The 12,336-nt window shown below is 68.6% G+C and carries 14 protein-coding genes and 1 pseudogene; all 15 read left to right on the top strand.

Annotated features, from left to right (window positions below; genetic code table 11):
* Window positions 1-117 precede the first annotated feature (117 nt).
* The 15 genes and pseudogenes from CLG85_RS06330 (at window position 118) to CLG85_RS06400 (ending at window position 12,260) form a co-directional block, all read left to right on the top strand.
* Window positions 118-2,058, top strand: a complete 1,941-nt coding sequence (locus CLG85_RS06330; RefSeq protein ID WP_260348589.1) for an acetyl/propionyl/methylcrotonyl-CoA carboxylase subunit alpha — start codon at window positions 118-120, stop codon at window positions 2,056-2,058.
* Entirely contained in the window at window positions 2,055-2,717 is a 663-nt protein-coding gene (locus CLG85_RS06335) for a glutathione S-transferase family protein (protein ID WP_095882554.1), read from the top strand. Before CLG85_RS06330 ends, CLG85_RS06335 begins: the two co-directional genes overlap by 4 nt.
* A gap of 75 nt (window positions 2,718-2,792) precedes the next feature.
* Window positions 2,793-3,644: a hydroxymethylglutaryl-CoA lyase gene (locus CLG85_RS06340; protein WP_260348591.1), complete on the top strand. Its 852-nt coding sequence runs from the start codon at window positions 2,793-2,795 to the stop codon at window positions 3,642-3,644.
* 27 nt (window positions 3,645-3,671) lie between these two features.
* Window positions 3,672-4,464 (top strand): annotated as a pseudogene (locus CLG85_RS06345) (crotonase/enoyl-CoA hydratase family protein).
* Between the two features lie 368 nt (window positions 4,465-4,832).
* The gene (locus CLG85_RS06350) at window positions 4,833-5,198 is read left to right on the top strand and encodes an NADH-quinone oxidoreductase subunit A (protein WP_095883824.1); all 366 of its coding nucleotides are present in this window, start codon (window positions 4,833-4,835) and stop codon (window positions 5,196-5,198) included.
* The gene (locus tag CLG85_RS06355) at window positions 5,189-5,722 is read left to right on the top strand and encodes a NuoB/complex I 20 kDa subunit family protein (protein ID WP_176476694.1); all 534 of its coding nucleotides are present in this window, start codon (window positions 5,189-5,191) and stop codon (window positions 5,720-5,722) included. Before CLG85_RS06350 ends, CLG85_RS06355 begins: the two co-directional genes overlap by 10 nt.
* A 17-nt stretch (window positions 5,723-5,739) precedes the next feature.
* Window positions 5,740-6,351: an NADH-quinone oxidoreductase subunit C gene (locus CLG85_RS06360; RefSeq protein WP_095883823.1), complete on the top strand. Its 612-nt coding sequence runs from the start codon at window positions 5,740-5,742 to the stop codon at window positions 6,349-6,351.
* Entirely contained in the window at window positions 6,351-7,571 is a 1,221-nt protein-coding gene (locus CLG85_RS06365) for an NADH-quinone oxidoreductase subunit D (RefSeq protein WP_095883822.1), read from the top strand. Before CLG85_RS06360 ends, CLG85_RS06365 begins: the two co-directional genes overlap by 1 nt.
* The gene (locus CLG85_RS06370; RefSeq protein WP_095883821.1) at window positions 7,568-7,909 is read left to right on the top strand and encodes a hypothetical protein; all 342 of its coding nucleotides are present in this window, start codon (window positions 7,568-7,570) and stop codon (window positions 7,907-7,909) included. The genes CLG85_RS06365 and CLG85_RS06370 overlap by 4 nt, the downstream gene beginning before the upstream one ends.
* A 93-nt stretch (window positions 7,910-8,002) precedes the next feature.
* Window positions 8,003-9,148: an NADH-quinone oxidoreductase subunit E gene (locus CLG85_RS06375; RefSeq protein WP_095883820.1), complete on the top strand. Its 1,146-nt coding sequence runs from the start codon at window positions 8,003-8,005 to the stop codon at window positions 9,146-9,148.
* 27 nt (window positions 9,149-9,175) lie between these two features.
* Window positions 9,176-9,880, top strand: a complete 705-nt coding sequence (locus tag CLG85_RS06380; protein ID WP_260348592.1) for a helix-hairpin-helix domain-containing protein — start codon at window positions 9,176-9,178, stop codon at window positions 9,878-9,880.
* A 67-nt stretch (window positions 9,881-9,947) separates the two neighbouring features.
* Window positions 9,948-10,166, top strand: coding sequence for a DUF5337 domain-containing protein (locus CLG85_RS06385; RefSeq protein WP_095881207.1), 219 nt, complete (start codon window positions 9,948-9,950; stop codon window positions 10,164-10,166).
* 3 nt (window positions 10,167-10,169) lie between these two features.
* Window positions 10,170-11,465, top strand: coding sequence for an NADH-quinone oxidoreductase subunit NuoF (gene nuoF / locus CLG85_RS06390; protein WP_095881208.1), 1,296 nt, complete (start codon window positions 10,170-10,172; stop codon window positions 11,463-11,465).
* A 40-nt stretch (window positions 11,466-11,505) separates the two neighbouring features.
* The gene (locus CLG85_RS06395) at window positions 11,506-11,910 is read left to right on the top strand and encodes a DUF5333 family protein (protein ID WP_095881209.1); all 405 of its coding nucleotides are present in this window, start codon (window positions 11,506-11,508) and stop codon (window positions 11,908-11,910) included.
* Between the two features lie 2 nt (window positions 11,911-11,912).
* Complete coding sequence (locus tag CLG85_RS06400) at window positions 11,913-12,260, top strand: hypothetical protein (protein ID WP_095881210.1); 348 nt, start codon at window positions 11,913-11,915, stop codon at window positions 12,258-12,260.
* Window positions 12,261-12,336: the final 76 nt, after the last annotated feature.

Here is a 12,336-nt window from a genome sequence, read left to right on the forward strand (position 1 = left end):
GCCACAGGCCCGCAACAAGGGTAGTAGGGGGCTCTGCCCCCGTCGCCTGCGGCGACTCCCCCGGGATATTTGGGCCTAGAAGAATGACGAAGACGGGATACGGAAACGGAGGCGGCGATGTTTGACACTCTGCTGGTGGCCAACCGGGGCGAGATCGCCTGCCGGGTGATGCGCAGCGCAAGGGCGCTGGGGCTGCGGACCGTGGCGGTCTATTCCGAGGCCGACGCCGGCGCGCGGCACGTGGCCGAGGCCGACCTTGCCGTCTGCATCGGCGGCGCGGCGCCCTCCGAGAGCTACCTGCGCGGCGAGCGCATCATCGAGGCGGCGCTGGCGACCGGCGCGGGGGCGATCCACCCGGGCTACGGTTTCCTGTCGGAGAACCCGGAGTTCGTCGAGGCGGTGGAGGCGGCGGGGCTGATCTTCGTCGGTCCCTCGGCCACGGCGATCCGTGCCATGGGCCTAAAGGATGCGGCCAAGCGGCTGATGGACGCGGCGGGCGTGCCGGTGGTGCCGGGCTATCTCGGCGAGGACCAGGACCCGGCGCGGCTGGCGAGGGAGGCCGGGGCGATCGGCTACCCGGTGCTGATCAAGGCCGTGGCGGGCGGCGGCGGCAAGGGGATGCGGCTGGTCGAGGCGGCGGCGGACTTCCCGGCGGCGCTCGAGGGCGCCAGGGCTGAGGCGCGGGGCGCCTTCGGCAACGAGGCAGTGCTGATCGAGAAATACATCACCGCGCCGCGCCACATCGAGGTGCAGGTCTTCGGCGACGGCGAGAAGGCCGTCCATCTTTTCGAGCGCGACTGCTCGCTGCAGCGCCGCCACCAGAAGGTGATCGAGGAGGCCCCGGCACCGGGCATGGGCGAGGAGATGCGCGCCGCCATGGGCGCGGCCGCCGTGCGCGCCGCCGAGGCGATCGGCTACAAGGGCGCGGGCACGGTGGAGTTCATCGTCGACGGCTCGCGGGGGCTGCGGCCGGACGGCTTCTGGTTCATGGAGATGAACACCCGCCTGCAGGTGGAACACCCGGTGACCGAGCTGATCACCGGCGTCGACCTCGTCGAATGGCAGCTGCGCGTGGCGGGGGGCGAGCCCCTGCCGCTGGCGCAGGAGGAGCTTTCGATTGCCGGACATGCCTTCGAGGCGCGGCTCTACGCCGAGGACGTGCCCGCGGGCTTCCTGCCGGCGACCGGGCGGCTGGCGCATCTCGACTTCCCGGCGGACGTGCGGGCCGACAGCGGCGTGCGCTCGGGCGACGCGATCTCGCCGCATTACGATCCGATGATCGCCAAGCTGATCGTACACGGGCCGACCCGCGCCGTGGCGCTGCGCCGGCTGGCGCAGGGGCTGCGTCACACGCGGGTGGCGGGCACGGTGACCAACCTTGCCTTCCTCGGCGCGCTTGCAGAGCACGCGGGCTTTGCCGCGGGCGAGGTCGACACCGGGCTGATCGGGCGCGATCTGGGTGCGCTGGTCTCGGTGCCCGAGCTGGCGCCGCAGGTGGTGGCCGAGGCGGCGCTGGTGCTGGCCGGGCTCGACGCTGCCGCGGGCTGGGAGGTGGGCTTTACCCTCTGGGCGCCGCTGGCCCGTTCTGTGTTGCTGCGCCGGGGCGAGGAGGAACTGCCCTGCGTGCTGCGGGTGCGCGGCGCGGATCTGGTCGAGATCGACGTGCCCGGCGCGACGGTGCTCGCCGCCCGCTCGCAGGGGCGCTGGAGCTTCGACGGAAGGCCCGCCGCCGGGCATTTCCGCGAGGATGGCCACGTCACGGTCTTTGCTCATTACGGGCTGCGCTTCGATCTCGTCGAGCCGCTGGACCGTGCGGCCGAGGCGGGCGCGGGCGGCAACCTCGTCGAGGCGCCGATGCCGGGCAAGGTGGTCGCGGTCTTTGCCGAGCCAGGGGCGCAGGTCGCCGCCGGCGACCGGCTGGCGCTGCTCGAGGCGATGAAGATGGAGCACACGCTGCGCGCCGCGCGCGACGGCATCGTCGCCGAAGTGCTGGTCGAGGCGGGTGCGCAGGTCGAGGCCGGGGCGGCGCTGATCCGGCTGGAGGAGGAAGAGGCATGATCCGCCTCCACCACGTGCCGCAGTCGCGCTCGATGCGAGTGCTTTGGCTGCTGGAGGAGCTCGGGCTGCCCTATGAGCTGATTACCGAGCGCATGGGGAAGTCGCTGCGGCGCGAGGAGTATCTGGCGCGCTCGCCCGCCGGGCGGGTGCCGGCGCTGGAGATCGGCGGCGAGACCATGTTCGAGTCCGGCGCCATCGTCGAATACCTCTGCGAGCTCTATCCCGAGAAGGGGCTGGGGCGGATGCGCGGCGAGGCCGAGCGCCGCGATTACCTTGTCTGGCTGCATTTCGCCGAGACCATGAGCCACCATGGCGCCGCGCTCACCCAGCAGCACCTGATGCTGCGCGAGGATGCCATGCGCTCGCCGGTGATCATGCAGCTCGAGGCGGCGCGGCTCGGCAAATGCTTCGAGGCGATCGAGGCGCGGCTGGTGCAGAGCGGCGATCATTTGTTGGAGGGGTTCTCGGCGGTGGACATCGCGGTCGGGCAGGCGGTCTACATCGGGCGCCACTTCCGCAGCACCGAAGGGCTGACGCGGCTCGAGGGCTGGTACGGCCGGATCACCGCGCGCGACGCCTTCCGGCGCTGTCTGCCGGAGGAGGGAGCGCGGCTTTACACGCGGGATTTCTATCCGGCGTGGGAGATGCCGGGCGCCTGAGCGGCGGCGTGCCTGCGGCAGATGGCGGGACGGGCGTATTTGGAAAGAGAAGAAGGGCCGGAGAGAGGCGGGACGATGGGAGAGTTTGTCGAGATCTTCGAGGTGGGGCCGCGGGATGGCCTGCAGAACGAGGCGCGGCTCATTCCGGCGGCGGAGAAGATCGCGCTGGTCGACTGTCTCAGCCGGGCCGGGTTCCGGCGCATTGAATGCGCCAGCTTCGTCAGCCCCAAGTGGGTGCCGCAGATGGCGACCTCGGCGGAGGTCATGGCGGGGATCCGGCGCGCGCCGGGCGTGTCCTACGCGGCGCTCACGCCGAACATGAAGGGGCTCGAGGCGGCGCTGGCGGCGAAGGTGGACGAGGTGGCGATCTTCGGCTCGGCCTCGGAAGGCTTCAGCCGCGCCAATATCAATGCCTCCATCGCCGAGAGCCTCGAGCGCTTCGCGCCGGTGGCCGAGGCGGCGCGGGCGGCGGGATTGCCTGTGCGGGGCTATGTCTCCTGCGTGGTGGAATGCCCCTATGACGGGATGGTGGCGCCGGAGCAGGTGGCAAAGGTGGCGCGCGCGCTGCATGAGATGGGCTGCTACGAGATCTCGCTGGGTGACACGATCGGCCGGGCGACCCCCGAGGCGGTGACGGCGATGCTGCAGGCGGTGACCGGGATGGTGCCGGCGGCGCAGCTGGCGGGGCATTTCCACGACACCGGCGGGCGCGCGCTCGACAATGTCGAGGCGGCGCTGGCGATGGGGCTGCGGGTCTTCGACGCGGCGGTCGGCGGGCTTGGCGGCTGTCCCTATGCGCCGGGGGCGGCGGGCAACGTGGCGACCGAAGCGGTGGCGGACCGGCTGGCGGCGCTCGGATACGAGACCGGCGGCCGCGCGGTGCTGGACGAGGCGGCCGCGATGGCGCGCAAGATGCGCACGGGATGAGCCGCGCGGCGGCAAGGGAGATTTGAGATGGCATTGATCGAGACACGCATCGACGCGCGCGGCGTTGCGGAGCTGGTGCTGAACCGGCCCGAGAAGCACAACGCGCTCTCGGCGCAGATGATGACCGAGCTGGTGGCGGCGGCCGGGGCGCTGGCGGCGGAGGAGGCCGTGCGCGTGGTGGTGCTCTCGGCCGAGGGGGCGAGCTTCTGCGCCGGGGGGGGATCTTGCGTGGATGCGCGCGCAGTTCGAGATGGAGGCCGAGACCCGCCGCCGCGAGTCGCGGCGCATCGCCGAGGCGCTCGGCGCGCTGGCCGCACTGCCGCAGCCGCTGATCGGCAAGGTTCAGGGCAATGCCTTCGGCGGCGGCATGGGGCTGATCTCGGTCTGCGACGTGGTGGTCGGCGTCGAGGGCGCGAAATTCGGCTTCACCGAGACGCGGCTTGGCCTGCTGCCCGCTAACATCGGCCCCTATGTGATCGCCCGCATGGGCGGGACCAAGGCGCGGGCGGTCTTCATGAGTGCGCGCATCTTCGGCGCGGAAGAGGCGCGGGCGCTCGACCTGCTGAACCGCGTCGTCACGCCCGAAGCGCTGGACGCCGCGGTGGAGGCGGAAATCGCCCCCTATCTCGGCTGTGCCCCCGGCGCGGTGCGCGAGAGCAAGGCGCTGCTGACCGCGCTGGCGGGGCAGGTCACGGCCGAGCAGGTGGACATGGCGATCGACGCGCTGGCGGCGCGCTGGGAGACCGCCGAGGCGCAGGAGGGCATCGCTGCCTTCTTCGACAAGCGCCCGGCGCCCTGGGCCGCGCCGAAGCCGGAGTGAGACGCATGAGGCCGCGGGGGCCCCGCGCGGGGCTCGGCCCGCACGGTTTGCGCCCGTGGCGGACCCGCGCCGCCGCGGAGCCGCTCTCGTTCCTGTGATCATGACGCTTTCTTTGGCAGCGCGGGGCGGGTGAGTCTGCCTCTGCGCGGAGAATGTATGCAACGGTCGACGGAAAAAAATGCCGAAACATCAGTGATTACCCTGCGGAATGCGTGGTATCTCTTTGATGTGAAGGCATTTTCATCATTCGTGAATATCTTGGGCGGTTGTTGACCCGGCTCTCACTCGGCGATAAGTCACTCACAGCAAGGCAACAAAGCCATGGTCTCCGCGCCGCTTAGCGGTGCGCCTCGCAAAGGAGCCACATCGTGGACGAGATGCTGCGGGAATATCTTCCCATCCTCGTGTTTCTCGCCGTCGCCGTCGGCCTCGGTATCGTGCTCATCCTGGCGGCCGTCGTGCTGGCAGTGCGCAGGCCCGACCCCGAAAAAGTGTCGGCATACGAATGCGGGTTCAACGCGTTCGACGACGCGCGGATGAAGTTCGACGTCCGGTTCTACCTGGTCTCGATCCTCTTCATCATCTTCGATCTCGAGATCGCCTTCCTCTTCCCCTGGGCCACCGCGTTCAAGGATGTGAGCATGGTTGGCTTCTGGTCGATGATGGCCTTCCTCGCGGTGCTGACCGCGGGCTTTGCCTACGAATGGAAGAAAGGGGCTCTCGAATGGGAGTGATGACCGGGCTCAACACCGCCGGGGGCGACCGCGAGGTCGCGACACAGGCGCTGAACCGCGAGCTGCAGGACAAGGGCTTCCTGCTGACCTCCGTCGACGACGTGATCAACTGGGCGCGCACCGGCTCTCTGCACTGGATGACCTTCGGTCTGGCCTGCTGCGCGGTCGAGATGATGCAGACCTCGATGCCGCGCTATGACCTCGAGCGTTTCGGCACCGCGCCGCGCGCCAGCCCGCGCCAGTCGGACCTGATGATCGTCGCCGGCACGCTGACCAACAAGATGGCCCCGGCGCTGCGCAAGGTCTACGACCAGATGCCCGAGCCGCGCTACGTGATCTCGATGGGGTCCTGCGCCAATGGCGGCGGCTACTATCACTACAGTTATTCGGTGGTGCGCGGCTGCGACCGGGTGGTCCCGGTGGACGTCTATGTCCCGGGCTGCCCGCCGACGGCCGAGGCGCTGCTCTACGGGCTCATGGCCCTGCAGAAGAAAATCCGCCGCACCGGCACGATCGTGCGCTGAGCGCGGGAGGGGGAGCAATGACGCAAGCACTGAACGAGCTGGGCGCCCACATCGAGGTCAAGCGCCCCGATTGCGTGATCGCCTGGGACGTCACCCATGGCGAGCTGAACGTGGACGTGGCCCCGGCGAACATTGCCGGGCTGGTGGAGTTTCTCCGCGCCGACCCGACCTGCCGCTTCTCGACGCTGGTGGACATCACCGCGGTCGACTACCCGAACCGGCCCAAGCGCTTCGACGTGGTCTACCACTTCCTGTCGATGTACCAGAACCACCGCATCCGCCTGCGCGTCTCGGTGCGCGAGGACGAGATCGTGCCGTCGATCACCGCGCTGCACCCTTCGGCCAACTGGCTCGAGCGCGAGGTGTTCGACATGTTCGGCATCCTCTTCTCGGGGCACCCGGACCTGCGCCGCATCCTCACCGACTACGGCTTCCGCGGCCACCCGCTGCGCAAGGACTTCCCGACCACGGGCTATGTCGAGGTGCGCTACGACGAAGAGCTGAAGCGCGTCGTCTACGAGCCGGTGAAGCTGGTGCAGGAATACCGGCAGTTCGATTTCATGTCTCCCTGGGAAGGCGCGCAATACGTGCTGCCCGGCGATGAAAAGGCCGAGGAGGGGGCGAAGTGATGGACGGCTCCAAAGGTTTCGAAGACGCCCTGTCGGGCGAGCAGAAGATCCGCAACTTCAACATCAACTTTGGCCCGCAGCACCCGGCGGCGCACGGCGTGCTGCGCCTGGTGCTCGAGCTTGACGGCGAGATCGTCGAGCGCTGCGATCCGCACATCGGCCTGCTGCACCGCGGCACCGAGAAGCTGATGGAAAGCCGCACCTACCTGCAGAACCTGCCGTATTTCGACCGGCTCGACTACGTCGGCACGATGAATCAGGAGCACGCCTGGGTGCTTGCGATCGAGCGTCTGTGCAAGGTCGAGGTGCCGCGCCGCGCCCAGCTGATCCGCGTGCTCTACTGCGAGATCGGCCGTATCCTGAACCACCTGCTGAACGTGACCACGCAGGCCATGGACGTGGGCGCGCTGACGCCGCCGCTCTGGGGCTTCGAGGAACGCGAGAAGCTGATGGTCTTCTACGAGCGGGCCTGCGGCGCGCGTCTGCACGCGGCCTACTTCCGGCCCGGCGGCGTGCACCAGGACCTGCCGCCCGAGCTGATCGACGACATCGCCGAATGGTGCGAACAGTTCCCTGCACGCCTGCAGGACATCGACGACCTGCTGACCGAGAACCGCATCTTCAAGCAGCGCAACGCCGACATCGGCGTGGTCACTGAGGCGGACATCCAGGAGCACGGCTTCTCGGGCGTCATGGTGCGCGGCTCCGGCCTTGCGTGGGACCTGCGCCGCGCGCAGCCCTACGAGTGCTACGACGAGTTCGACTTCAAGATCCCCGTCGGCAAGAATGGCGATTGCTACGACCGCTACCTCGTCCGCATGGCCGAGATGCGCGAGAGCGTGAAGATCATGGTCCAGGCCTGCGAGAAGCTGAAGCTGCCCGAGAACCAGGGCGACGTGCTGGCGCGCGGCAAGATCACCCCGCCGAAGCGCTCCGAGATGAAGACCTCGATGGAGGCGCTCATCCATCACTTCAAACTCTACACCGAGGGCTTCCACGTGCCCGCGGGCGAGGTCTACGCCTCGGTCGAGGCACCCAAGGGTGAGTTCGGCGTCTATCTGGTTGCCGATGGCAGCAACAAGCCCTACCGCGCCAAGCTGCGCGCGCCGGGCTTCCTGCACTTGCAGGCGATGGACTATCTGTGCAGGGGCCACCAGCTGGCCGACGTCGCCGCGATCCTCGGCTCGCTCGACATCGTGTTCGGAGAGGTAGACCGATGATCCGTATTTCCGCCGCGCTTTCCGCGCTTGGCCTTCTGGCCGCCTGCGCCATGCCCCCGAAGGGCACCGACGAGCAGGACCTGATGGCCTGGGACAGCGCCGTAGCCTCGATCGGCTGCGAGCTGGTCTCCGAGGGCGATTACCAGCCCGTCGAGCTGCAGAGCGGTTTGAGCCGCACGCAGGTGCAGGAGATCGCGGCCTACAAGGTCAAGACCGAAGAGGCGGTGCCCACCGAAACCGGCGGCGTGCGCCTGGTCACCGGCAGCTGCGCACCTGCGTCTGAGATGACCGCCGAGCCCATGGCTGACGCAGAAACCGCCGAGACAGCGGCGGGCTGACAGATTAAAGAGCGGCGGGGCACCGGCCCCGTCCCAACGCCGCGGTGGCGCCTCGCCCCCGGCCAATGACATGAACCGAAGGTCCGTTTGCCCATGCTGCGCCGTCTTCATCACGAACAGCCCGAGAGCTTCGCTTTCACGCCCGCCAACATGGACTGGGCCGAAGCGCAGATCAGCAAGTACCCCGAGGGCCGTCAGGCCAGCGCCATCATCCCGCTGCTGTGGCGGGCGCAGGAGCAGGAGGGCTGGCTGAGCCGGCCCGCCATCGAATATGTCGCCGACATGCTGGGCATGGCCCACATCCGCGCGCTCGAGGTGGCGACCTTCTACTTCATGTTCCAGCTGCAGCCGGTCGGCGCGGTGGCGCACGTGCAGATCTGCGGCACCACGTCCTGCATGATCTGCGGCGCGGGCGAACTGATGGAGGTCTGCAAGGCCAAGATCGCCGCCAAGCCGCATGAAGTTTCCGCCGACGGCAAGTTCTCTTGGGAAGAGGTCGAGTGCCTCGGGGCCTGCTCGAACGCGCCCATGGCGCAGATCGGCAAGGATTACTACGAGGACCTGACCGGCGAGAAGCTGGCCGAGATCCTCGACGCCATGGCGGCGGGGAACGTGCCCACGCCCGGCCCGCAGAACGGCCGCTTCGGTTCCGAGCCGCTGGGCGGTCCGGTGGTGCTGACCGAGGGTGCGGGTGAGGGCGAGAAGCTCAACGCCTCCGTCGCGCTGGCGACCGAGATTGGCGACACCATCAAGCGCATCGACGGCACAGAGGTGCCGCTGCGCGCGCCCTGGCGCGATCGGTCGGACGAGAAGGGCGACGCAACGCCCGACACCCATGCCCCCAAGCTCTCCGAGGGCGCCCCGGTGGATGAGACCGGCATCGACAAGCGTGAGGCCCCGGTGACCCCGGCGGCCGAGGTGAAGTCCGAACCCGCAACCGAAGGGCGCAAGCCCGAGACGCTCGCGGCCCCGCTCGAGGGCGGTGCGGACAATCTCAAGATGATCAAGGGCGTTGGCCCCAAGCTCGAGGAGCTGCTGCACAGCCTCGGCTTCTTCCATTTCGCGCAGATCGCCTCGTGGACCGAGGAAGAGCTGGCCTGGGTCGATGCCAACCTCGAAGGATTCAAGGGACGCGCGTCGCGGGATGCGTGGGTTGCCCAGGCCAAGACCCTGGCCGAAGGGGGCGAGACCGAGTTCTCGTCCCGCGTGGAAAAGGGCGAGGTCTACGACGAAGATTGATCCAATGACATAACCAGGGAGAGAGAGATGACAGACGTGACGATGCAGGACGGATGCACACGCAAGTGCTGGATAGCAGCGGCCGTGATCGGCCTCGTCGTCGCGCTCTTCGCGCTGGGTGGGCACAAGGGGATCGTGGCGGCGCTGCTGCTGGGTCTCCTCGCGACCGGCCTGCTCGGCTCTCTCTTCATCTGGCTCTCCTGCGCCCCGGTTCCGAGACTTGGCGAGCGCTCGCCGATCTCGCGGCTGACGCCCTCGGTCGAGGGCGAGGTGCCGGCGGTTCCCGAGCACGCCCCGGCCGCGCCGGCGCCGCTGATGGCAGCCCCGGCTGCCGCGGCCAAGGTCGAGGAGGCGCCGAAGCCCGCCCCGGCGGCGGCAACGGCAGAGGCAAAGGAGAAGGCTCCCGCCGCGGCTCCGGCAGCGGTGGCAGAGGTGAAGCAGGGCGGTTCGCAGCCCGTGGCGCTGGCACAGCCGCGCTCGGGTGACGCGGACAACCTGAAGGAAATCAAGGGCGTGGGGCCCAAGCTCGAGTCGCTGCTGCACGAGCTGGGCATCTACCATTTCGACCAGATCGCGGGCTGGAGCTCGGCGGAGGTCGCTTGGATGGATGAGAACCTGAAGGGGTTCCGCGGCCGGGTCTCGCGCGATGACTGGATCGGGCAGGCCAGGACACTCGCCGCGGGCGGGGAGACCGAGTTCTCCAAGCGCGTCGAGGATGGCGAGGTCTACTGACCCGCCGCAGGAATGAAGGTGCCGCCGGGCCTGTCCGGCGGTGCGGGATGAAGGAACCGGACCGAAGATGAGCGGACAGGAACAGCACAACCGGCAGGGGCGCATTACCGCGCTCGTCATCGCCGGAACCGGGCTGGCCTGGATCGCCGCGACGGTCGCGGGCGAGATGCTGGGCTGGACCCAGCGCACGAGGGCCTTCTTCGACCTTGCCGCTCTGGCCGGGTTCGGGACGGCGATCTGGATGATTTACGGGCTCTGGCGGTCACGCCGGAAAGACAAGGACTGAGCGATGCTGAAGGACGAAGATCGGATCTTTACCAATCTCTACGGCATGCATGACCGCTCCCTCGCCGGGGCGAAGAAGCGTGGCCACTGGGACGGCACGGCCGGCATCATCGCCAAGGGCCGCGACTGGATCATCGACGAGATGAAGGCCTCGGGCCTGCGCGGCCGCGGCGGGGCTGGCTTCCCGACCGGCCTCAAGTGGTCCTTCATGCCGAAAGAGAGCGACGGTCGCCCGGCCTACCTGGTGATCAACGCCGACGAATCCGAGCCCGCGACCTGCAAGGACCGCGAGATCATGCGCCACGATCCGCACACGCTGATCGAGGGCGCGCTGATCGCCTCCTTCGCCATGGGCGCGCATGCCTCCTACATCTACATCCGCGGTGAATACATCCGCGAGCGCGAGGCGCTGCAGGCGGCGATCGACGAGTGCTACGACGCGGGCCTGCTCGGCAGGAACGCCGCCGGCTCGGGCTGGGATTTCGATCTCTACCTGCATCACGGCGCCGGCGCCTACATCTGCGGCGAGGAAACCGCGCTGCTCGAAAGCCTCGAGGGCAAGAAGGGCATGCCGCGGATGAAGCCGCCGTTCCCGGCGGGCTCGGGCCTCTACGGCTGCCCGACCACGGTGAACAACGTCGAATCCATCGCCGTCTGCCCGACCATCCTGCGCCGCGGCGCGACCTGGTTCTCGTCCTTCGGGCGGCAGAACAACGCCGGCACCAAGCTCTTTGCCCTGACCGGCCACGTCAACACGCCCTGCGTTTTCGAAGAGCAGATGTCGCTGCCGGTGCGCGAGCTGATCGAGAAGCACGGTGGTGGCATCCGTGGCGGCTGGGACAATCTCAAGGCGATCATCCCTGGCGGCGCCTCCTGCCCGATCCTGCCCAAGGACAAGCTCGAAGACGCCATCATGGACTTCGACTGGATGCGTCAGAACCAGTCGTCCTTCGGCACCGGCTGCATGATCGTCATGGACCAGAGCACCGACGTCATCAAAGCCGTCTGGCGCCTGTCGAAATTCTTCAAGCACGAGAGCTGCGGCCAGTGCACGCCGTGCCGCGAAGGCACCGGCTGGATGATGCGGGTGATGGACCGCCTGGTGAGCGGCGATGCGGAGGTCGAGGAGATCGACATGCTGCTCAACGTCACCAAGCAGGTCGAGGGTCACACCATCTGCGCACTCGGCGACGCGGCGGCCTGGCCGATCCAGGGCCTGATCCGTCACTTCCGTGAAGAGATCGAGGACCGCATCAAGGCCAAGCGCACCGGGCGCATGGGCGCCATGGCGGCCGAGTGATCTGATGCGGGTGACGATTGTACGCGGTGGGTTTTGTGTGATGGCGGCGCTTGTGGTCGCGGGCTGTGCGGCCACGCCTTCGGGCGGGCCCTCGTTGGGCCTCGGCGGCGGCTCCGTCGCCAACCGCTGGGAGCAGCGCGTGGTGACCATCTCGATGGCCGAGCGCATTGCCGACGCCTGCCACGACGAGGGCATCTACCTTGCCCCGTCGCGCTGGGGCGGGGCGGCGCACCGCGCGACCGAGGAGTTGGCGGAACAGGGCGTCGACCGGGCCGACCTCGAGGCGGCCTTCCAGGCGCAGGATTTCGGTGCGCTGTCCGTCGAGATCGACGAGACGCTGGCCCGCAAGGGCGTCGAGCGCGGCCGGCCGCAGAGCCTGTGCCGCGTCGGCGCGCAAGAAATCGAGGCGGGGTCCGATCTGGGCCTGACGCTGAAGAGGGGATGACCATGGGACGACACAGCGGATCGCTCATCCGGACCGGCAGTCTTTTGGCGATGGCCGTGCTGCTGGCCGCATGCGGCGCGAGCAAGGATGATCCCGAATTCGGCGGCCTGCAGTTCCGCGGCGGCGCTAAGCCGGTGGGCGACGATCGGGCGAACTTCGTCGTCACGATCAGCAATGCCGCCCGCGCGCCTTACGCGGCGGCCGATGCCGGGATCTACGAAGGTACGAAGTATTGCATCCACTACCTCGGCACCTCGGACATCGCCTGGGCGGTGGCGCCCGAGGCCGTGCGCCGGCAGCCCATGCTCTCGGGCTCCGACCTCGTGCTGCGGGGGCGCTGCGTGGAATGAGTGGGAGCACGCTCATATCGGCGGGTTTTCCCGGTGGTTATTGCATAGCTGCCGTGACCGCCCCCACATCCCTTGG

Source organism: Alloyangia mangrovi (assembly GCF_002300555.2).
In the GTDB taxonomy this organism is placed as follows: Bacteria; Pseudomonadota; Alphaproteobacteria; order Rhodobacterales; family Rhodobacteraceae; genus Salipiger; species Salipiger mangrovi.

What these genes read in the sequence shown, in the direction of transcription:
- CLG85_RS06395 (WP_095881209.1), top strand. Translation starts at nt 11,506, where the DNA reads ATGGCGGCGCTTGTGGTCGCGGGCTGTGCGGCCACGCCTTCGGGCGGG.
- CLG85_RS06385 (WP_095881207.1), top strand. Translation starts at nt 9,948, where the DNA reads ATGAGCGGACAGGAACAGCACAACCGGCAGGGGCGCATTACCGCGCTC.
- CLG85_RS06375 (WP_095883820.1), top strand. Translation starts at nt 8,003, where the DNA reads ATGCTGCGCCGTCTTCATCACGAACAGCCCGAGAGCTTCGCTTTCACG.
- CLG85_RS06355 (WP_176476694.1), top strand. Translation starts at nt 5,189, where the DNA reads ATGGGAGTGATGACCGGGCTCAACACCGCCGGGGGCGACCGCGAGGTC.
- CLG85_RS06370 (WP_095883821.1), top strand. Translation starts at nt 7,568, where the DNA reads ATGATCCGTATTTCCGCCGCGCTTTCCGCGCTTGGCCTTCTGGCCGCC.
- nuoF (WP_095881208.1), top strand. Translation starts at nt 10,170, where the DNA reads ATGCTGAAGGACGAAGATCGGATCTTTACCAATCTCTACGGCATGCAT.
- CLG85_RS06400 (WP_095881210.1), top strand. Translation starts at nt 11,913, where the DNA reads ATGGGACGACACAGCGGATCGCTCATCCGGACCGGCAGTCTTTTGGCG.
- CLG85_RS06360 (WP_095883823.1), top strand. Translation starts at nt 5,740, where the DNA reads ATGACGCAAGCACTGAACGAGCTGGGCGCCCACATCGAGGTCAAGCGC.
- CLG85_RS06335 (WP_095882554.1), top strand. Translation starts at nt 2,055, where the DNA reads ATGATCCGCCTCCACCACGTGCCGCAGTCGCGCTCGATGCGAGTGCTT.
- CLG85_RS06365 (WP_095883822.1), top strand. Translation starts at nt 6,351, where the DNA reads ATGGACGGCTCCAAAGGTTTCGAAGACGCCCTGTCGGGCGAGCAGAAG.
- CLG85_RS06340 (WP_260348591.1), top strand. Translation starts at nt 2,793, where the DNA reads ATGGGAGAGTTTGTCGAGATCTTCGAGGTGGGGCCGCGGGATGGCCTG.
- CLG85_RS06330 (WP_260348589.1), top strand. Translation starts at nt 118, where the DNA reads ATGTTTGACACTCTGCTGGTGGCCAACCGGGGCGAGATCGCCTGCCGG.
- CLG85_RS06380 (WP_260348592.1), top strand. Translation starts at nt 9,176, where the DNA reads ATGACAGACGTGACGATGCAGGACGGATGCACACGCAAGTGCTGGATA.